The following is an 18286-nucleotide window of genomic DNA, read 5'->3' as shown; positions in this document are numbered from 1 at the left end:
GATTACGCCGATTCGCCTTTGCCTGCGCCTGTCCCCACATGCTTCTCCACCAGCCGAGTCAGCCGCTCGATCTGGTCCTGCTGCTGGATGATGAGGGTGCGGATGTCCTCTTCGCGCAACCGATCGAGCTTTTCGTGCAGGGCCATGATCTCTATTTCGGCCTTGAGGTTGACCTCGTAGTCATGGGCCGAGACCTCCCGATCCTTGGCGGCCTGGCGGTTCTGGCTCATCATGATGACCGGCGCCTGGATGGCGGCGAGCATGGAGAGCATCAGGTTGAGGAAGATGAAGGGATAGGGGTCGAAGGCGCGGCCCGCGAGCAGCAGGTTGGCGCCGGTCCACAATGCCAGGGCGATTGCGAAGCCGATAATGAAATTCCACGAGCCGCCAAAGGCAGCCACGCCATCGGCCAGACGCTGGCCCAGGGTGAGCTTTTCGTCGAACTCGGCCGCCGGATCGCGGGAAAGGGCGCGCTTGCCGATCGCCTGTTCGAGAATGGCGCGTTCTTGGCTGGTGAGCGCATCTTCGCTCTTGCCGAGATAGCGGTCGGCGGCATGGATCAGTTTGGCAATATTGTCGTTCGGCATCCTGGGCTCACTTGCACTGATCTGGATCGGCGCCAGACTAGCGCAGAGCCGCGCGAGCCCCAATGCGGTATGCTAATACCAGCGCGATCCCTGTCAGCAGGTGTCAATGGCGTCTGCCAGTCTGGTGTCGGTATCAGGAGTGAATTGTCATGAGCCCGAAATTGCGCCCGCTTCGTCCCCGCGAAACCATGCCGGACTTCGTGCTTGAGGCTCTGGAAGCCCATGGGTTGATAGCGCAATACGAAGCGCGGCCGCCCTATCAGCGCAATGATTATCTGCTCTGGATCAACAAGGCGCAGCGGGAAGAGACCAAGCAGAAGCGGCTGGCGCAGATGCTGGAGGAACTGGAAGGCGGCGGCGTTTACATGCGGATGAAATGGAACGGCTAGGCCAGCGCGCTGTAGAATTCGGTCTCGTCGCGCTCCCAGGTGTGTGACTGGTCGATATGGGCCAGCGACCAGGCGAAAATCGTCTGCATTTCCCGCAGGTCGCGCGCGGCCACGGCCGCTTCGAGCAATTCGTTGACCCGCATCTTGGCCGGCAGGTGGCCTTCCGGACCGACCCGCTCGAACTCCACCGAAATGCCGGCCTCGATCCATGCGCCGACCAGGCCGGCGAAGTCCTCGGAGACCAGGAATTCCGAGAAGCGCAGGACCAGAATGGTGATGGTGTCGTTGTCGAAGGATTCCGAACGGATGACGACGCCGCTTCGCTCCGGATGCCAGGCTGGCCCCAGTTCGGGCAGGAAGAACCAGCCGCAATAGAAGCCGCGGCAGACCTGGGGCCGAACCTCATAGACCGTGCAGCCCTGGCCTTCCGCGCAATGGGCACAGAGCGTATTGGCGGGCTTCCGGAGCGTTTCGACGCGGATGGGCGCGAAGGAACAGCATGCGGTGCAGGTGCCGCAGTTTCTGCCCTCGATCAAAGTCATCGACACGTGACGCTCCTCCCGTCGCGTCTCTCCCGCATCCAGCTAAGCGGGAAAGGATGGGACTTGTCCAGTCGCCGGATCAGCGGACGAATTCGTGTTCCTCGTAACCCTGCAGATAGAGCAGGGCGGTGAGGTCGCCATGGTCGATGCGGATACCGGCGGCTTCCGCCACGGCCGGCTTGGCATGGAGCGCGACGCCGAACCCGGCGACCCCGATCATGTCGAGATCGTTGGCGCCGTCGCCGACGGCCAGGGTCTGGCTTGTGCTCAGACCGCGTTCATCGACGAGGGCCAGGAGCCGCTCGCGCTTGGTGCTCTTGTCGACAATGGGTTTCGCCACGGTGCCGGTCAGCCGGTCGCCGTCGAATTCCAGGAGATTGGCGATGGCCTCGTCGAAGCCGATGCGCTTGGCGAAATAATCGGCGAAGAGGGTGAAGCCGCCCGAGACCAGGGACGTATAGGCGCCGTAAGCCTTCATGGTCTGGACCAGGGCACGGCCGCCGGGCGCCAGCGTAATCGCCTCGCGCCGCACCTCCTCGATCACCTTGCGTTCCAAGCCCTTGAGCAGCGCGACACGGGTATCCAGCGCCTGGGCGAAATCCAGTTCGCCGCGCATGGCCCGGTCGGTGATTTCGGCGACCTGTGGCTTGAGATCGAGCGCGGCCGCCAGTTCGTCGATGCATTCCTGCTCGATCATGGTGGAATCCATGTCGGCGACCAGCAGCAGCTTGCGGCGACCCTCGGTCGGCACGACATTGGCATCCACGGCCTTGCCGGCCAGGATATCCCTGGCGCTATCCAAGGCATCCGGCGCCGCCGGCTCGATGATGTCGCAGGCGACGCCGTGATTGAGCCAGTTGAGTTCGCCGCCGGTTTTTGCGACCACAGCGGCCGCGAGGGCCGTGTCGAGTTCAGGGTCGGCAGGATTGGCGATGAGAGAGAGGACCGGCATGGCGGCAGCAACTTTCGGAGGCGGGATTTGACGGGCCAGAGACGCGCTGTGCTGATAGCGGGTCCGACTGCCAGCGGCAAGTCGGCGCTGGCCATCACGCGCGCCATTGCTTCGGATGGCATCATCGTCAACGCCGATTCCATGCAGCTTTACGACACGTTGCGCGTGGTGACGGCGCGGCCAAGCATCGAAGATGAGAGTCGGGCCGAGCATGTGCTTTATGGATCGGTGCCGGCGGCCCAGCGATTTTCGACGGGGCAATGGCTTCGCGCGGTGCAAGACGTCGTGGCGACCAGCGATCCGGCTCGGCCGCTGATTTTCGTTGGCGGAACAGGGCTCTATTTCGATGCGCTGATAAATGGATTCGCCGATGTGCCCGGCATTCCGGACCATGTGGTGCTTGAAGTTCAACAAGAGATTCAGGCGCTGGACGAGAGTGAACGCATGAGGCTGCTATCGGCGGAAGATCCCGAAACCGCCGGCCGGCTGAAAGTGGCCGACCCGCAGCGGGTGATCCGGGCATTGGCGGTCAAACGGGCGACGGGCAGGGCGCTTTCGAGCTTCCAGGAGGACCAGCAGCCGGGCGTGCTGGGCGGTTGGGAAATCGAGCGCCTATTGCTGTGGCCGGATCGCGAGCTGTTGCGAACCCGGATCGGGGAACGGTTCGAAGCCATGTTCGAATCCGGGGCCGTCGAAGAAGTGGAAGCGTTGCTGGCGCAGAGGCCCGATCCGTCGCTGCCGGCCATGAAGGCGATCGGGGTGCCGGAGATTTCCGGCTGGCTGGCCGGACGTCTCAGCCGCGCGGAGGCGATGGAGCGCGCCATCATTGCCACCCGCCAATATGCCAAGCGGCAGCGGACATGGTTCCGCAACCGCATGGGGGACTGGCCCCGGTCCGATCCCGGTGGGGCTGCGTCCTAGCCGCGCGCCACGCCGATCTTCTCCAGCAGTCCGAGGCGTTCGCGCAGGGCGAAGCGGGCAAGCAGCACGATGGACACGAAGGTGAGGCCGACCGCCAGGCCCGTCCAGATGCCGACGCCGCGCCAGTCGAAGACGAAGCCCAGGACATAACTGGTCGGCAGGCCCACCATCCAATAGCCCAATATGGCAAGGACCATTGGAATCTTGGTGTCGCTCAGGCCCCGCAGGGCATGGGCGGCGGTCACCTGGGCGCCATCGACCAGTTGGAAAATACCGGCAATGGCGAGGAAGGACACGGCCAGGTTCACTGCATTGGCATTGGCCGGCACCGAGGGATCGAGAAAGATCGACACGATGGGCCGGCTGAAGAGCAGGAAAGCCAGACAGGAAATCAGCATGAAGCCCGTGCCGAGCATGAAGGCCATCCAGCCGGCCTTGCGGATGCCTTCCCGGTCGCGGCGGCCATAGGCGACACCGACGCGTACGGTGGCCGCGATGCCGAGGCCGAGCGGCACCATGAAGGCCATGGAGGCGCATTGCAGGGCGATGGCATGGGCCGCGACCTCGTCGGTGCCGATCCGCCCCATCAGCAGCGCCGCGGCGGTGAACATGCCGACCTCGGCGAGCACGGTCAGCGCTATCGGGGTGCCGATGGCGAAGATGGACCGGAAATAGCCCCAATCCGGCTTCCAGAAGCGCATCAGGATATTGAAGCGCCGGAAGCGTCGGTGGCGCACCACATAGATGAGCATGACAACGAACATGACGATATTGGTGGTGAGCGTGGCGATGCCGGCACCGCGTAGTTCCAGCCGTGGCAGGCCGAAATTGCCGAAGATGAGCGCATAGGCGATGAGCGCGTTCACCACCACGCCCAGAACGGTGATGACCAATATAGCCCGCGTCGCGTCGAAGGCCGAAAGGAAGGAACGCAGCGCGATGATGCCGATTGCCGGGAACAGCGACCAGGCGACGATCTGGACGAATTGCTCGGCCATTTCCGTCGCCATCGGGTCCTGGCCGAGCATTTGATAGATGGGCCGGATTTGGAGGACGAGCGGCAACAGCAGCGTGGCCAGCACGATGGCCACCCAGAATCCCTGGCGGACGATACGCCGGATGGCCTTGATATTGCGCTCGCCCCGCGCCTGGGCGACCAGCGGCGCCACCGCGCCGACGACGCCGACGCCGAACAGGAGAAACGGCATGAAGAAGGTCGTGCCCAGGGTACCGGCGGCAAGATAGGCGGGGCCGAGCCAGCCGAGCAGGATGACGTCGGTGGTATGCAATGCGTTCTGCGCCAGCTGGGCAATGACCAGCGGCCAGGCCAGCGCGAAGGTGGCGCGCAGTTCCTGGCGCCAGCCGGACGTGGCGGACGGATCGAGGAGCGTCGGTTCGGTCGGCGCGGCTTTGTCACTCATTGTCATTCTCACACTCGCGGGGTCATGCTCTATTCGAAAGCGGCCCTGTCGGGAAGCGGCGGGAGGAAGAAGGTCGACATGCAGAGAATAGTGCTGGTCGCCGCCGGCCTGATCGGCGCAATGGGTGTGGCCGCTGCTGCGGCGGCGTCGCATATGGCGGAATCGCGCAATCTGGCGGCGATTGCGGCCGTTTTCCTGTCGCATGGACCGGCCCTTCTGGCCCTGGGGTTGCAGACCCGCTGGCGGAGCCTGACGCTCGCCGGCTGCGCGCTGGCTGCGGGCACCATTCTGTTCGCCGCCGACCTGGCGATGCGGGAATGGGCGGGGCATGGCCTTTTTCCCGGCGCTGCGCCTCTGGGCGGTGGCGCCATGATCCTGGCCTGGCTCGGTATCGCCCTTGGGGGCTTGCGGCCGGATCGTTCATTCAAGAAAGATTAAAAATGCACCGGAACCTTTTCACGAGACCGTGCATTCTTGCCTGCGAGCATCCTGTTGGAGGAACCCAATGCATAAGATCCTGATCATCGCCGCGACGGCTCTGTCGCTTGCCGCCTGCACCACCACCCAGCAGGGTGCAACCGTTGGCGCCGTTGGCGGCGGCGTTATTGGCGCTGCCGCAACCGGTGGCAGCCTGCTCGGCACGGCTGTCGGCGCCGGTGTCGGCGCAGTGGCCGGCGCGGCCGCCGGCGAGCTGCTGGGCTATCATGGCACCAGCCGCGACCGCTGTGTTTACCAGCGTCCGGATGGCAGCCGTTATATCGACACCTGCCCGCGCGGCTAAGCCGGGCTCCCATGCCGTAGCGCCCCCTGCGGCGTAGCGCCCCCAGGCGCCAGACACCCGGTTGGCCCCCCAGCCGGGTGTTTCCATGTCTCGTTATCGATCTTGAAAAAGTCGAAACGCCAAGAGATAATAATCTTACGTGCCACTTGTCTTGCGCTATCTGAACGACCGGCTCGCCGGAAACTAGGCTACCTCCTGATCTCGTGAATCGTAAGTCCGGTTCATCCGGATAACCCTTCCGCCGCACGTTGCGGCACAACAGACCAAGAGGTTTTCAGCATGGCCGCCATTACCGGGACCGTGAAATTCTTCAACACCACCAAGGGCTATGGCTTCATCTCTCCCGATAACGGCGAGAAGGATGCGTTTGTCCATATTTCCGCGGTGCAGCGCTCGGGCCTGCAGGGGCTTTATGAAGGCGACAAGGTCAGCTTTGAGCTGCAGACCGGCCGCGACGGCAAGGTTTCGGCCACCGAGCTGACGCTGCTGAGCTAAGCGGCCGGCACGCTGGTGCCGCATCGATCGATGGAATTTTGGATGGGCCCTGCGGGGCCCATTCTCGTTGTGGCTGTGGACTCTTGCGGTGCGGCTATGCCACACGGCGGTCGAACGACGACCCTGCGGTGACATGATGCGCGAATTTCTCAAGAACTGGAGCCCCAAGGTGGAGACCCCCGACGGTCTGCGGCAGGCGGGCGCCTTGCCCTATGCGCTGGTCGATGGTCGCATGACCTTCCTGCTCATCACCTCGCGGCGCAGCGGCAAATGGATTTTCCCCAAGGGCGCCATCGAGCCCGGCTATACGCCCTGGGACAGCGCGGCGAACGAGGCGCTGGAGGAAGCCGGCGTCTCCGGCGAGATCGAGCAGGTGCCGGTGGGCAGCTACCGAGCCAGCATCGGCAATGACGGAACGGTACTGGTCGATGTCGATCTCTATCCGCTCCTGGTCACCCAGCAGCATGATTCCTGGCGCGAGGACCAGCAGCGGCTGCGCCATTGGGCGACCTTGCCCGAAGCACGGCGGCTTCTCGCCGATCGTTCGCTGGCGCGGCTGGCGGCGCAATTGCATGCGCGCCATGTCGATAAGGCTAGATGATCAGATCAAGGCCCAGATAGAGCAGGCCGGACAATATGGCCGAGGCCGGCACGGTCACTACCCAGGCCGCGAAGATGCTGTAGACATGCTGGCGGCGGACCAGCAGGCGGCTTTCCACCTGCCGGGCATTGGCCAGCGCGTCTTCGGGCGTGGCATTGAGCTGGCTGGCATCGACGAAGCGCGCATTGACCGGAACAGCGCTGCCATGGGCTTCGCGGCGGGACATGTATTCACGCAGGAAACCGACGCCGAAGACGGCACCCACCGCGATATGGGTGGATGAGACGGGCATGCCGAGCGCCGAGGCGACGAGCACGGTGATGGCGGCGGAAAGCGCGGCGCAATAGGCACGGATTTCGTTGAGCTTGGTGATCTGCTCGCCGACGGTGCGGATGAGGCGCGGCCCGAACAGGGCCAGGCCGAGCGAAATGCCGATGGCGCCGATGGCCAGGACCCAGAAGGGCAGGGAGATATTGGCGACTTCGCCATGGCCGGTCTGCACGGCCGTGACGATGGCAGCGAAGGGGCCGATGGCATTGGCGACGTCATTGGCGCCATGGGCGAAGGACAGCAGCGCCGCGGCCACGATCAGGGGCAGGCGGAACAGGGTGGCCACATGTTTCTTGCGGTTTTCCAGGTGCCGCGACTGCGACCGTACCCAGGGCATGGCGAGGAACCATCCAAGGCCGGCAAAGACGACGCCGAGCAGCGCCGTGGTGACCATGTCCGGCTTCCAGATGCGGCTTAGTCCTTTGGTCGCCAGATACATGGCGAAGATGCCGGTCATGGCGGCCACGAAAATCGGTACCCAGAGGCGGGCGGCGGAAATCTTGTCCAGCCGATTGGTGATGGTGGCCTGGATGACGAGCAGGAAAGCGGCGGCAAAAATACCGCCCAGGACCGGGGAAATCACCCAACTGGTGGCGATGGCGCCGATCATCGGCCAGTTGACCACCGCAAAGCCGGCCGAGGCGATGCCGGAGCCGACCACGCCCCCGACCACGGCATGGGTGGTCGAAACCGGGGCGCCGATATAGGTGGCGAGGTTCACCCAGAGCGCCGAGGCCAGCAAGGCCGCCATCATGACGAGAATGAACCTGGTGGGCTCGATCTCGGGGGCCAGAAGCAGGTCCCGGGCGACGGTATTGACCACGTCGCCGCCGGCCAGCAGGGCGCCGGCCGCCTCGAATATGGCAGCGATGACCAGGGCGCCGACCATGGTGAGGGCGCGCGAGCCCACGGCGGGCCCCATATTGTTGGCGACGTCGTTGGCGCCGACATTGAGCGCCATGTATCCGGCAATGGCGGCGCCGATGACGACGATATAGGTCGAAGGCCCCTGTTCGACGGCGAAGCTGGCCCAGAGCGCAGCGACCAGCAGGAAGACGAGCGCGATGCCCGGTGCGGCCAGCATGCGGCCCAGGTCGTGGGTCGCGGTCTCGAGGCCGGAGACCCGCTGCAAGTCCTTGTCCAGCGCGCTTTTGCTCATGTCATCAAACTGTCATAAATGGCGTTGGCTGGGCTTTAGCATCCCTTGCCCGCCCTGCAATCCCTTAATTCGCGCTGGAATGGCGCTGTCCCCATCTGTTGGGGAACGGCGCCGGCCGCGGATGGCTGCATTGGCTTGACTCGTCCGCCGCATTGCTCTTATCAATGCCGCGTCTAGAATTTTGGAGCGGTCCTGTGCGGGCACTCATTCTCGTAGTATGCGGGCGCATCGGCAACGTGGGGTAAAACCCCGCGCGATAGCTGGTGCGCCGAAAACAGGTCCCGAACGGGGCCTTTTTTATTGCCTTTTTTCCGCCGCGCGGGGAGAGGCGGAACGACGAACAAGGCTCCTGCAGGGGCAAAAGTTTTAGGAAGGGCTGACAATGGCCGAGAAAATGACCGGCGCGGAAATGGTGATCCAGGCGCTGACCGACCAGGGAGTCGAACATATCTTCGGCTATCCCGGCGGGGCGGCTCTGCCGATCTACGACGCCATGTTCCAGCAGGATTTCGTCAAGCACATCCTGGTGCGGCATGAGCAGGGCGCGACGCATATGGCCGAGGGCTATGCCCGCTCCACCGGCAAGCCCGGCGTGGTCCTGGTGACCTCGGGCCCTGGCGCCACCAATGCGGTGACCGGCCTGACCGACGCGCTGATGGATTCGATCCCGCTGGTTTGCATCACCGCGCAGGTGCCGACCACGCTGATCGGGACCGACGGCTTCCAGGAATGCGATACGGTCGGCATCACCCGCTCCTGCACCAAGCACAATTACCTGGTCAAGAACGTCGCCGACCTGCCGCGTGTGCTGCATGAGGCCTTCCATATCGCCACGACCGGCCGCCCGGGCCCCGTCGTCATCGACATTCCCAAGGATGTGCAGTTTGCCGTCGGCGATTATTACAAGCCGGAAACGGAAACGCTGAGGCATCAATCCTATCGCCCCAAGATGGATGGCGATCTGGCGGCCATCGAAGCAGCGGTGGACCTGATGCTGAAGGCGGAGCGGCCGATCTTCTACACGGGTGGCGGCGTCATCAATGCAGGCCCCGAGGCTTCGGAAAACCTGCGCGAACTGGCCGAACTCACCGGTTTCCCTGTGACGTCGACGCTGATGGGCCTGGGCGCCTATCCGGCATCGGAACCGCAATGGATGGGCATGCTGGGCATGCACGGCACCTACGAAGCGAATATGGCGATGCATGATTGCGACGTCATGATCAATATCGGCGCCCGCTTCGACGACCGCATCACCGGGCGGATCGATGCCTTCTCGCCCAATAGCCGCAAGATTCATGTCGATATCGATCCGAGCTCGATCAACAAGATCATCCGGGTCGACGTGCCGATCGTGGGCGACTGCAACCGCGTGCTGGAAGAGATGATCCGCATCTGGCGCAGCCGTACCAATCAGCCGCGCACCGAGGCCATCGCGCCGTGGTGGAAGCAGATCGAAAAATGGCGCGCCGTCGGCTCGCTCAACTTCAAGAATTCCGACACTATCATCAAGCCGCAATGGGCAATCCAGCGCCTTTACGAAGCGACGAAGGCGCAATCCAAGGACGTGTACATCACCACCGAGGTCGGGCAGCACCAGATGTGGGCCGCCCAGCACTTCCATTTCGACAAGCCGAACCATTGGATGACCTCGGGTGGCCTGGGCACGATGGGCTACGGGCTGCCGGCCGCCGTCGGCGTGCAGGTCGCCCACCCCGATGCGCTGGTGATCGACATTGCCGGGGAAGCCTCGGTGCAGATGACGATGCAGGAGCTCTCGACCGCGGTGCAATATCGCCTGCCGATCAAGGTGTTCATCCTCAACAATGAACGCATGGGCATGGTGCGCCAGTGGCAGGACCTGTTGCACGGCTCGCGCTACGCGCATTCCTATTCGGAATCGCTGCCCGATTTCGTCAAGTTGGCCGAGGCCTATGGGGCCAAGGGCATCAAGTGCGACACGCCGGCCGACCTCGATGCGGCCATTGCCGAGATGATCGATTATGACGGCCCGGTGCTGTTCGACGTGCTGGTCGAAAAGGACGAGAACTGCCTGCCCATGATCCCCTCGGGCAAGCCGCACAACGAAATCATCCTGCCCGATACGGCCGATATCGGCGACATCATCGACGAGAAAGGGCGGGCCTTGGTGTGATTGCTGCCACATCACCCTGTCGCCCCGGCCTGCGCCGGAATGACGCCGAGGTGGCTGAGGCAATTTGCTAAAGGCTTGAGGACAAAAAAATGAACGCACATTTGCAGCCGACCGGTTCGGCCTATTTTCTCACCCAGGAAACCCAGCAGACCGAGCGGCATACGCTTTCGGTGCTGGTCGACAACGAACCGGGTATCCTCGCCCGGGTGGTCGGGCTGTTTTCGGCCCGGGGCTACAATATCGAAAGCCTGACCGTCAGCGAGACCGAACACGACAAGCGACTTAGTCGCATCACCGTCGTCGTGGTCGCCACGCCCAAGGTGCTGGTGCAGATCAAGACCCAGCTCGAGCGCCTGGTTCCGGTGCACAAGGTGCACGACCTGACCGCGGAAGGCGCCTATCTGGAGCGGGAACTGGCGCTCATCAAGGTCAAGGGGTCGGGCGAGCATCGCGCCGAAACCCTGCGGCTGGCCGACGCTTTCCGCGCGCATATCGTGGATGCGACGGTCGAGAGCTTCGTGTTCGAGGTGACCGGCAAGCCTGAAAAGGTCGACAGCTTCATCGCGCTGATGGCGCCGCTGGGGCTGGTGGAAGTGGTGCGGACGGGCCTTGCCGCGATCGGGCGGGGACCTGAAGGGATGTAAGGCGGCGCTGATCGGACTCATCACAAGGTTCGATTGGGCTGCGCGCCAAGTCTGGTGTATGGCAGGGCTTGAATAGTTCGAGTCCTGCCATGACCCTTCTTTCCGTCAATCTCAACGCCGTCGCCCAGCTCCGCAACCGGCGCGACCTGCCCTGGCCCAGCGTGACGGGAATTGCCCGCGTGGTGCTGGATGCCGGCGCCAGCGGCATCACCGTGCATCCCCGGCCGGACGAGCGGCATATCCGGCGGACCGACGTTTTCGCGCTTTCCGCCATGCTGCGGGAAGACTATCCCAAGGCCGAATTCAATATCGAGGGTTATCCCAGCGCGGATTTTCTGGCGCTGATCGAGACGGTGAATCCGCAGCAGGTGACGCTGGTGCCGGACGATCCGGCCCAGGCGACCTCCGATCATGGCTGGGATTTTACCGGCAAGGGCAATTTCCTCACCTCGGTCGTGCAGCGGCTGAAGCGCCCCGACCGGCGAATCTCTTTGTTCTGCGACCCGGATGCGGGCGAGGATGGCGTGGGCGCGGCCAGGGCCACAGGGGCGGACCGGGTGGAATTGTTCACCGGCCCCTATGGCGCCTGCTACGACGATGCCGACCAGGCCGAACGTGAACTGACGACCCTGGCCGAAACCTGCCGTGCGGCGCTGGCCCAAGGGCTTGGCGTCAATGCCGGGCATGATCTGACGCTGGACAATCTGCCGGCGTTCCAGGCCGCCGTTCCGGGAATAGCGGAGGTTTCCATCGGGCATGGCCTCACCGCCGATGCCTTGCTCATGGGGTTCGCCGAGGCGACTCGGCGCTATATCACGGTGCTCTCCGCCTAAGGCGCCGGCTTGCGTCGTTCACGCCCGAAGAACAATGCGTTTGCTCGGGCGCACCGATCATGGCCTGGCAGCGGCACTGCTGCCGCCGATTCGGCGCAAAGCCTTTTGTAACAAATACTTACATGGATGTAACCGGGGCACCTTGGTGTCCCCGGATGACAGGAAGGTGCCTTCTTGAGCATTTCGACCACAGGCACATATATCGCCTCAGTTACGTTTTGTTACTAAGGAGGGCACCACAATGTCCAAGCTCAAGATTGCCGTTATCATCTCCTCCACCCGTCCGAGCCGCTTCGGCGAAATCCCCGCAAAGTGGATCCTGGACCGGGCGAATGAACGCCCCGAGATCGATGCCGAGATCGTTGATCTGCGCGATTTCAATCTCCCGTTCTTCGATGAAGTGGCCTCCAACGCCTGGGCGCCGAGCCAGAATGCGGAAGCCGTGCGCTGGCAGAACAAGGTTTCCGAATATGACGGCTATATCTTCGTCGTCGCCGAATATAACCGCGCCATCACCGGCGCGCTGAAGAACGCCATCGATCAGGCCTATACCAACTGGAACAAGAAGGCCTTCGGCGCCGTGGGCTATGGCTCGGTGGGCGGTGCCCGCGCCATCGAAAACCTGCGCACCATCGGCGTGGAGCTGCAGATGGTCTCCACCCGCTCGGCCGTCCATATCGCCGGCGCCGATTTCATGTCGGTGCATCCCGGCTACGGCGGCACCAAGACGCTGGCCGATATCGAAGGCGCGATCGGCAATTCCGCCAATGACATGCTGGACCAGCTGGTCTGGTGGGGCGAGGCCGCCAAGGCCGCCCGCGAAAACGAGGCTGTCGCCAAGGCCGCCGAATAATCGCATCGCGAAGACCTCCAAGTCTCCGCTTACCTGGCAGGGGCCGTTCCGTAAGGAGCGGCCCCTGCTGGTTTCTGAACCAATCGTCATGGTGGGTGTTGTGTGTGTCGGGCGGCGGGTGTATAGCGGCGCCCGCCCTGAAACAGCGAGAGCCCCAAAGCTCATGACGCATACGGATAAAGCCGACCAGCAGGCCGGCGACGTAGCGACCTCCCAGGCCAGCCACGACAAAAGCAGTTTGCCCCTCCTGACCCTGGGCGCGATCGGTGTCGTCTATGGGGATATCGGCACCAGCCCGATCTATGCCTTCCGGCAGGCGACGCATGTGCGGCCCGGCGCGGCGTCGAGCGATATCGAGATTCTCGGGCTGCTCTCGCTCATCGTCTGGGCGCTGACGCTGACCGTGGCGGTGAAATATGTGTTCTTCGTCACCCGGGCCGACAATAACGGGGAGGGCGGCACGCTGAGCCTGATGGCGCTGGCGCGCAAGACCTTCACCAATCCGCCGATCTGGATCACCGTGCTGGGCGTGGTGGGCGCGGCCATGTTCTATGGCGATGCGCTGCTGACCCCGGCAATTTCAGTGCTTTCGGCGGTGGAAGGCGTGGAACTGGTGGCGCCGGGCATGACCCGCTGGGTGGTGCCGATCACCATGCTGATCATCATCGGCGTCTTTGCCGTGCAGCGCTTCGGCACGGCCAAGGTTTCCATCGTCTTCGGGCCCATCACGGCCCTGTGGTTCCTGGTCCTGGGCTTTTCGGGCCTCGTTCACATCATCGCCTATCCGGCGGTGCTTGCCGCCCTTAACCCCTTTCTGGGATTGGGTTTTCTGTTCACCCATTTCGGCATCGCCTTTGTGGTCATGGGGGCCATTTTCCTGGCGGTTACCGGCGCCGAGGCGCTTTACGTGGACCTGGGCCATTTCGGGCGCAAGCCGATCGTGCTGGCGTGGTTCGCGCTGGTTTTTCCCTGCCTGCTGCTCAATTATTTCGGGCAGGGCGCCTTCGTGCTGTCGGTCGGCATCGAGAATGTGGCCAGCCCTTTTTTCCAGATGCAGCCGGAATGGGCGCTTCTGCCTTTCGTGATCCTGGCGACCATGGCGACGATCATCGCCAGCCAGGCGGTCATTACCGGCACCTATAGCCTGACCCAGCAGGCCATCGCCCTGAACATGCTGCCGCGCATGGTGGTGCAACACACTTCGGCGACGCAGAGCGGGCAGATTTATATGCCGCAGATCAACACGATGCTGATGCTTGGCGTGCTGGTCCTGGTTGCCGCGTTCGGGAGTTCCGCTTCGCTTTCAAACGCTTACGGGATCGCGGTGTCCGGGGTGATGATCGTCACGCTGGCGTTGCTGGTGGTGGTGATGTGGCGGAACTGGAAGTGGCATCCGGCGGCGGTTCTGGCCTTCGGACTGGTTTTCCTGGTCATCGATGGCGCATTCTTCGCCGCCAATGCGGCCAAGCTGTTCCAGGGCGGCTGGGTTCCCGCGGTGGTTGCGCTGGTGGTGGCGACCGTGATGTGGAGCTGGATGGCGGGGCGGCGGCGGCTGTCGGAGAAGACGCGACGGGATGAGGTGCCGCTGGAATTCCTGGTCAATAACCTGGCCAAGAAGAAGCCGAATACCGTGCCGGGAACGGCGATTTTCCTGACTTCGGATGTGGAGGGTGCCCCGACCGCGCTGCTGCATTCTCTCAAACATTACAAGGTGTTACACGAGCAGAACGTCATCCTGACGGTGCGGACTTCGACATCGCCGCGGGTGCCGGACGATGAGAAGGTGACGATCGATGCCTATAACGAGCTGTTCTTCCGGGTGGTGGTGACCTTCGGGTTCATGGAAAGTCCCAATATTCCCAAGGCCTTGGCATTGGCGCGCAAGCTGGGGTGGAAGTTCGACATCATGTCGACCTCCTTCTTCCTGTCGCGGCGCTCGCTGAAGCTCGGGCAGAAGACGGGCCTGTTAAGGTTCTGGCAGGACAGGCTTTTCATCCGCCTGGCCCGCAATGCCAGCGACGCCACCGAATATTTCCATATCCCCACGGGGCGGGTGGTGGAGATCGGCACTCAGGTTATCATCTGAGGCGAATTCGGCAGCAGATTGTTAACGCCGACCGCCTCACTTCGGCATATCGGGACAGAGATAGGGCGTTTCGGCGGGTGCGAAGCGCTGTTCCTCGACGCCGTCCACCAGTTTCAGATTGAGAACCAGCTCATCGGCGGTGAGAGCGGTGATATCGGCATTGATGGTCATGCCGTCCTCCTCCCACGAAATTTCTGTCTCCGACACCTGCTGCCACTTGGAGAGCCGATAGGTCTCCCAGCAGGAATCGGACACCAGGGTGCCGTCGGCGAGGAAAATCTGCATGGCGCCCGGCAGGCCCGAATCGTCGCCGGAGCGCACCCAGACGCGGTTGAGGAGCGGATTGTCGCCATCCGCTTCGGCGCCGGCTGCTTCGGTGGCGGGCGCGCCGGCATCCTGCGCCATGGCGGGGAGGGCACAAGTGCCCACTCCCCAGGCGGTCATCAGGGCGAGAATTGCAGCCTTCTTGTCCATGGCGGGTCTCCTTGCAATGGCTGCGAGGTGACGCCGGCACTTGGGCGAAATTGGGGTGGTCAGTGGTCAGCCCTGGGCCATGACCCGGTCATATTCGGCGACGCGCCGGGTCTGTACGGGCCAGAGGGTGTAGTCGCCGCCCAGTTCCCGATTGGCGTGGAGCGGCCAATTGGGATCGTCGAGCGCGCCGCGGGCAAGGGCGATGAAATCGGCCTGGCCGTTCTCGAGAATGGTTTCGGCGACCTGGATATCGCCGAGCACGCCCACGGCCATGGTGGGGATGCCGGCGCCGGCCTTGACCGCCTCGGCGAAGGGAACCTGATAGGCGCGCGCGGACTTGATGCGGCCCTGGGCGAGGCCGCCGCTGGAGCAATCGATGGCATCGACGCCGCGCGCCTTCAATTCGCGCGCCAGCGCCACGCTGTCCTCGATTGTCCAGCCGCCTTCGGCATTGTCGCTGACCGACAGGCGGGCCAGCAGCGGCTTGTCTTCCGGCCAGACGGCGCGGACGGCCTCGGCCACTTCCAGCACCAGCCGCATGCGGTTCTCGCGGCTGCCGCCATATTCGTCGGTGCGATGATTGGCGAGGGGGGAGAGGAATTGATTGAGGAGATAGCCGTGGGCGGCGTGAATTTCCACCACGTCGAAGCCGGCAGTCTGCGCCCGCCGGGCGGCGGCGACGAAGCCGTCGATCACGCGGCGAATGCCGTCGCGGTCGAGCGCGGCGGGCACCTGGTAATCGGGATTGTCGGGATCATGCGACTCGGCGCTGGGCGCGACCGGCTGCCAATGCTCATAGCCCACGGCGCGGCGCTGCTCCTCGGTGGCGAGGTCCTGGGGGCCATGCCAGGAGACGGGCGTGGACGCCTTGCGCCCGGCATGGGCGAGCTGGATGCCGGCGGCGGCGCCCTGGCCATGCAGGAAATCGACGATGCGGGCGAGGGGCGAGATATGCTCGTCCTTCCACAGGCCCAGATCGCCATAGGAAATGCGCGCCTCCGGCAGGATGCCGGTGGCCTCCAGGATCACCAGGCCAAAGCCGCCCATGCCGAACCGGCCGAGATGAACCATGTGCCAATCATTGGCAAAGCCGTCGATGGCCGAATATTGGCACATGGGGGCGACCACGGTGCGATTGCGCAGAGTGAGGCCGCGCAGGGCGATGGGGGACATGAGCTTGGACATGGATTTCCTTGGCCGGAGGGCGGATGACTTGACCTCCTACATGCCCTCTTTGTCATTCATCGGCAAGTGCCGATGAATGGAAGCTGCCTTGCAGAGGTCGGAAGATGGGAAGATGGGCCGTGGCGATGGGCTCCGGATCGGCCCTGGCATCCAGCCCAATCCCGATCGTCACCCTCGGGCCTGACCCGAGGGTTCTTTGTTTCTGGATGTATCGCAAACGCCCTCGGGCTTGACCCGAGGGTGACGATCTGGGGGTGAGGGTGGTGCGGCTTGCGCGACAGGCCCCGGTTCTTTGCCCCCTCCCCCTTGAGGGGAGGGCCGGGGTGGGGGTGGTGCGGTGATCCACTGATGGACCCCCACCCTCATTCCCTCCCCTCAAGGGGGAGGGAGGCGATGGAGCCGTGATGTCAGCTCAAAGTGGACTGCTCTAGCGCGTGCCGAGCAGCATCTGGACCTGTGACCAGAGCTGGCTGGCGAGGCCGGGATTGAACCAGAGCACGGTGATGGCGAGGACGAGGGCGGCGATGAAGGCGAGGCCGAAAAGTTTCCGGAGCACGGAGAAGACCAGCCAGGCGAGGATGACGGCGCCGATGGCAAGGCCGATCAGGGTGGTGGAATCGGTGGGCATCGGCCTGGCGCTCCGTCGCGGGTGTTCGGGGTGGGTATAGCGGGTTTGGGCGCAGGAGTGTGGCGGAATTGGGGGCTTTCGCCGCCGCGCGCGGGGCGGATTTGCCGCTATGCCCTAGGTGTTTTCGGTGACAAGGGCGGGGCTGGGCCGGCGCCAGGAGAGGGTGGCGAGCCAGGGCAGGCCCTTGCGCAGGGCCCAGTAGATGGCGGTGACCAGGAGGATGGAGGCATAGCCGTCTATGGCATAATGCCAGCCGAGATAGACCGAGCTGAGCACGACGAAGCCGACATAGAGCCAGAGGATGATGCCGAGGCGGCGGGAGCGTTCGGCGGCGAAGAGGGCGATGAGCGTCACCAGGGCCACGTGCATGGAGGGGAAGGCCGAGATGCCGGAGCCCAGGCCCGACAGGCCCAATTCATGCAGGGACCAGAGATAGGCCTGGAAGGTGTGGGCCGAGCCGACTTCGCCGGCGCTGGTGGCGAGGAAGGCGAGCTGGTCGGCGAAACGGAGAGTGTCTCCGGTGACCTTGCCGTAATAGACGGGGCCGGCGGACAGGAAGGCGCCGGCGACGAGATTGCCGACGATTACCCAGGAGGAGAACCAGGTGAGGGTGAAGCGGAGCCTTATCCCCTCGGCGCGGGGCGAGGTGACCACCCAGAACAGCGTGAAATAGCAGATCAGGAACCAGCCGACATTGTAATTGACCTCGACGACCCGCAGCACCCAGGGATGCATGGCTATTCCATAGAGCAGGCGATAGGGATCGGTGCCGAAATGCAGGGCCTTGTCGATATCGGCCTGAACCACGTCGTGGAGAAAGCCGCGGCCGAGCGGGAAGCTGGACTTGATGGCCGCGAACATGTCGCTGAACAGCACCAGGGTGAGCAGCAGGAGCACGAGCCCGGCCAGGTAGCGCGCGACCCGGCGGGGCGCGATCATGCGGCGGAAGCCCAGGCGCCGGCGGCGCGGCAGGCGGTGGACGACGTGGAACAGGCCCAGCGCATTGACCACATAGGTGCCGATGACGCCGAAATTGATGGCCCAGGCGAAGAAGTAATGATCGAGCAGGGCGAAGGGGCGGATATCGTTGCGCCCGAGCAGCCAGAAACAGGTCGCCAGATACAGGCCCACGACAATATAGATCGGGATATCGGCGCGCATCGCCTGAACAAAGGCGCCGGCATAATTGCGCAGATGCGACATGTTCGTCCCCCCAGACAGGTCTTTGCTAGCCAATCCGGCTTAAAAATGCG

At 63.8% G+C, this 18286-nt stretch carries 20 protein-coding genes; 11 read left to right on the top strand and 9 right to left on the bottom strand.

What is annotated here, in order from left to right; all coding sequences use genetic code 11:
* Positions 1–2: 2 nt before the first annotated feature.
* Entirely contained in the window at positions 3–587 is a 585-nt protein-coding gene (locus A3840_RS13805; protein WP_067457871.1) for a DUF1003 domain-containing protein, read from the bottom strand.
* Between the two features lie 149 nt (positions 588–736).
* Here A3840_RS13805 and A3840_RS13800 point away from each other — a divergent pair, with 149 nt between their 5' ends.
* Positions 737–976 carry a YdeI/OmpD-associated family protein gene (locus A3840_RS13800; RefSeq protein WP_067457868.1) on the top strand — a complete coding sequence of 80 codons (240 nt, stop codon included), beginning with the start codon at positions 737–739 and terminating at the stop codon, positions 974–976.
* Here A3840_RS13800 and A3840_RS13795 read toward each other — a convergent pair.
* Positions 973–1524 carry a YkgJ family cysteine cluster protein gene (locus A3840_RS13795; protein WP_131798332.1) on the bottom strand — a complete coding sequence of 184 codons (552 nt, stop codon included), beginning with the start codon at positions 1522–1524 and terminating at the stop codon, positions 973–975. The genes A3840_RS13800 and A3840_RS13795 overlap by 4 nt on opposite strands.
* A 73-nt stretch (positions 1525–1597) precedes the next feature.
* Complete coding sequence (gene serB, locus A3840_RS13790; protein WP_067457864.1) at positions 1598–2470, bottom strand: phosphoserine phosphatase SerB; 873 nt, start codon at positions 2468–2470, stop codon at positions 1598–1600.
* Between the two features lie 27 nt (positions 2471–2497).
* Between serB and miaA the strand changes: the two genes are divergently transcribed.
* On the top strand, positions 2498–3391 hold the full coding sequence (miaA, locus tag A3840_RS13785) for a tRNA (adenosine(37)-N6)-dimethylallyltransferase MiaA (protein WP_067457861.1): 894 nt from the start codon (positions 2498–2500) through the stop codon (positions 3389–3391).
* Here miaA and A3840_RS13780 read toward each other — a convergent pair.
* Positions 3388–4812 carry an MATE family efflux transporter gene (locus A3840_RS13780; protein ID WP_067457858.1) on the bottom strand — a complete coding sequence of 475 codons (1425 nt, stop codon included), beginning with the start codon at positions 4810–4812 and terminating at the stop codon, positions 3388–3390. The two genes, miaA and A3840_RS13780, sit on opposite strands and share 4 nt — an antisense overlap.
* A 78-nt stretch (positions 4813–4890) precedes the next feature.
* Between A3840_RS13780 and A3840_RS13775 the strand changes: the two genes are divergently transcribed.
* The 4 genes from A3840_RS13775 to A3840_RS13760 all read left to right on the top strand — a co-directional run bounded on the left by A3840_RS13775 (position 4891) and on the right by A3840_RS13760 (position 6689).
* Positions 4891–5250 carry a DUF423 domain-containing protein gene (locus A3840_RS13775; RefSeq protein ID WP_067457923.1) on the top strand — a complete coding sequence of 120 codons (360 nt, stop codon included), beginning with the start codon at positions 4891–4893 and terminating at the stop codon, positions 5248–5250.
* A gap of 67 nt (positions 5251–5317) precedes the next feature.
* Positions 5318–5593, top strand: a complete 276-nt coding sequence (locus A3840_RS13770; protein WP_067457855.1) for a hypothetical protein — start codon at positions 5318–5320, stop codon at positions 5591–5593.
* A gap of 279 nt (positions 5594–5872) precedes the next feature.
* Complete coding sequence (locus A3840_RS13765) at positions 5873–6088, top strand: cold-shock protein (RefSeq protein WP_035087182.1); 216 nt, start codon at positions 5873–5875, stop codon at positions 6086–6088.
* Positions 6089–6221: 133 nt separating this feature from the next.
* Positions 6222–6689, top strand: coding sequence for an NUDIX hydrolase (locus A3840_RS13760; RefSeq protein ID WP_082903901.1), 468 nt, complete (start codon positions 6222–6224; stop codon positions 6687–6689).
* Here the strand turns inward: A3840_RS13760 and A3840_RS13755 are convergent.
* Positions 6682–8178: an inorganic phosphate transporter gene (locus tag A3840_RS13755; RefSeq protein WP_067457854.1), complete on the bottom strand. Its 1497-nt coding sequence runs from the start codon at positions 8176–8178 to the stop codon at positions 6682–6684. The two genes, A3840_RS13760 and A3840_RS13755, sit on opposite strands and share 8 nt — an antisense overlap.
* 382 nt (positions 8179–8560) lie before the next feature.
* Here A3840_RS13755 and A3840_RS13750 point away from each other — a divergent pair, with 382 nt between their 5' ends.
* From A3840_RS13750 to A3840_RS13730, 5 genes are all read left to right on the top strand, one after another.
* Entirely contained in the window at positions 8561–10330 is a 1770-nt protein-coding gene (locus A3840_RS13750; RefSeq protein ID WP_067457853.1) for an acetolactate synthase 3 large subunit, read from the top strand.
* A gap of 89 nt (positions 10331–10419) precedes the next feature.
* Positions 10420–10974, top strand: coding sequence for an acetolactate synthase small subunit (gene ilvN, locus A3840_RS13745; RefSeq protein WP_067457852.1), 555 nt, complete (start codon positions 10420–10422; stop codon positions 10972–10974).
* Positions 10975–11063: 89 nt separating this feature from the next.
* Positions 11064–11807, top strand: a complete 744-nt coding sequence (locus tag A3840_RS13740; protein WP_067457849.1) for a pyridoxine 5'-phosphate synthase — start codon at positions 11064–11066, stop codon at positions 11805–11807.
* Between the two features lie 241 nt (positions 11808–12048).
* Positions 12049–12660 carry an NADPH-dependent FMN reductase gene (locus tag A3840_RS13735; RefSeq protein ID WP_067457844.1) on the top strand — a complete coding sequence of 204 codons (612 nt, stop codon included), beginning with the start codon at positions 12049–12051 and terminating at the stop codon, positions 12658–12660.
* A gap of 163 nt (positions 12661–12823) precedes the next feature.
* Complete coding sequence (locus A3840_RS13730) at positions 12824–14746, top strand: potassium transporter Kup (protein ID WP_067457842.1); 1923 nt, start codon at positions 12824–12826, stop codon at positions 14744–14746.
* A 36-nt stretch (positions 14747–14782) separates the two neighbouring features.
* Here A3840_RS13730 and A3840_RS13725 read toward each other — a convergent pair whose 3' ends face one another.
* From A3840_RS13725 to A3840_RS13710, 4 genes are all read right to left on the bottom strand, one after another.
* Complete coding sequence (locus tag A3840_RS13725) at positions 14783–15220, bottom strand: hypothetical protein (protein ID WP_082903899.1); 438 nt, start codon at positions 15218–15220, stop codon at positions 14783–14785.
* A 66-nt stretch (positions 15221–15286) separates the two neighbouring features.
* Positions 15287–16405: an NADH:flavin oxidoreductase/NADH oxidase gene (locus A3840_RS13720; RefSeq protein WP_067457840.1), complete on the bottom strand. Its 1119-nt coding sequence runs from the start codon at positions 16403–16405 to the stop codon at positions 15287–15289.
* Between the two features lie 427 nt (positions 16406–16832).
* The gene (locus tag A3840_RS13715; protein WP_067457838.1) at positions 16833–17033 is read right to left on the bottom strand and encodes a hypothetical protein; all 201 of its coding nucleotides are present in this window, start codon (positions 17031–17033) and stop codon (positions 16833–16835) included.
* 114 nt (positions 17034–17147) lie between these two features.
* Positions 17148–18236, bottom strand: coding sequence for a phosphatase PAP2 family protein (locus A3840_RS13710; RefSeq protein ID WP_067457836.1), 1089 nt, complete (start codon positions 18234–18236; stop codon positions 17148–17150).
* Positions 18237–18286 lie beyond the last annotated feature (50 nt).

The organism is Devosia elaeis, assembly GCF_001650025.1.
Taxonomy (GTDB): Bacteria; Pseudomonadota; Alphaproteobacteria; order Rhizobiales; family Devosiaceae; genus Devosia; species Devosia elaeis.
The sequence above is the reverse complement of the archived record's forward strand: the minus strand, read 5'-3'. Positions and strand labels throughout refer to the sequence as shown.

Coding starts and splice junctions, on each gene's coding strand:
- A3840_RS13805 (WP_067457871.1), bottom strand. CDS start 587: ATGCCGAACGACAATATTGCCAAACTGATCCATGCCGCCGACCGCTAT.
- A3840_RS13800 (WP_067457868.1), top strand. CDS start 737: ATGAGCCCGAAATTGCGCCCGCTTCGTCCCCGCGAAACCATGCCGGAC.
- serB (WP_067457864.1), bottom strand. CDS start 2,470: ATGCCGGTCCTCTCTCTCATCGCCAATCCTGCCGACCCTGAACTCGAC.
- A3840_RS13780 (WP_067457858.1), bottom strand. CDS start 4,812: ATGAGTGACAAAGCCGCGCCGACCGAACCGACGCTCCTCGATCCGTCC.
- A3840_RS13775 (WP_067457923.1), top strand. CDS start 4,891: ATGCAGAGAATAGTGCTGGTCGCCGCCGGCCTGATCGGCGCAATGGGT.
- A3840_RS13770 (WP_067457855.1), top strand. CDS start 5,318: ATGCATAAGATCCTGATCATCGCCGCGACGGCTCTGTCGCTTGCCGCC.
- A3840_RS13765 (WP_035087182.1), top strand. CDS start 5,873: ATGGCCGCCATTACCGGGACCGTGAAATTCTTCAACACCACCAAGGGC.
- A3840_RS13760 (WP_082903901.1), top strand. CDS start 6,222: ATGATGCGCGAATTTCTCAAGAACTGGAGCCCCAAGGTGGAGACCCCC.
- A3840_RS13755 (WP_067457854.1), bottom strand. CDS start 8,178: ATGAGCAAAAGCGCGCTGGACAAGGACTTGCAGCGGGTCTCCGGCCTC.
- A3840_RS13750 (WP_067457853.1), top strand. CDS start 8,561: ATGGCCGAGAAAATGACCGGCGCGGAAATGGTGATCCAGGCGCTGACC.
- ilvN (WP_067457852.1), top strand. CDS start 10,420: ATGAACGCACATTTGCAGCCGACCGGTTCGGCCTATTTTCTCACCCAG.
- A3840_RS13740 (WP_067457849.1), top strand. CDS start 11,064: ATGACCCTTCTTTCCGTCAATCTCAACGCCGTCGCCCAGCTCCGCAAC.
- A3840_RS13735 (WP_067457844.1), top strand. CDS start 12,049: ATGTCCAAGCTCAAGATTGCCGTTATCATCTCCTCCACCCGTCCGAGC.
- A3840_RS13730 (WP_067457842.1), top strand. CDS start 12,824: ATGACGCATACGGATAAAGCCGACCAGCAGGCCGGCGACGTAGCGACC.
- A3840_RS13725 (WP_082903899.1), bottom strand. CDS start 15,220: ATGGACAAGAAGGCTGCAATTCTCGCCCTGATGACCGCCTGGGGAGTG.
- A3840_RS13720 (WP_067457840.1), bottom strand. CDS start 16,405: ATGTCCAAGCTCATGTCCCCCATCGCCCTGCGCGGCCTCACTCTGCGC.
- A3840_RS13715 (WP_067457838.1), bottom strand. CDS start 17,033: ATGCCCACCGATTCCACCACCCTGATCGGCCTTGCCATCGGCGCCGTC.
- A3840_RS13710 (WP_067457836.1), bottom strand. CDS start 18,236: ATGTCGCATCTGCGCAATTATGCCGGCGCCTTTGTTCAGGCGATGCGC.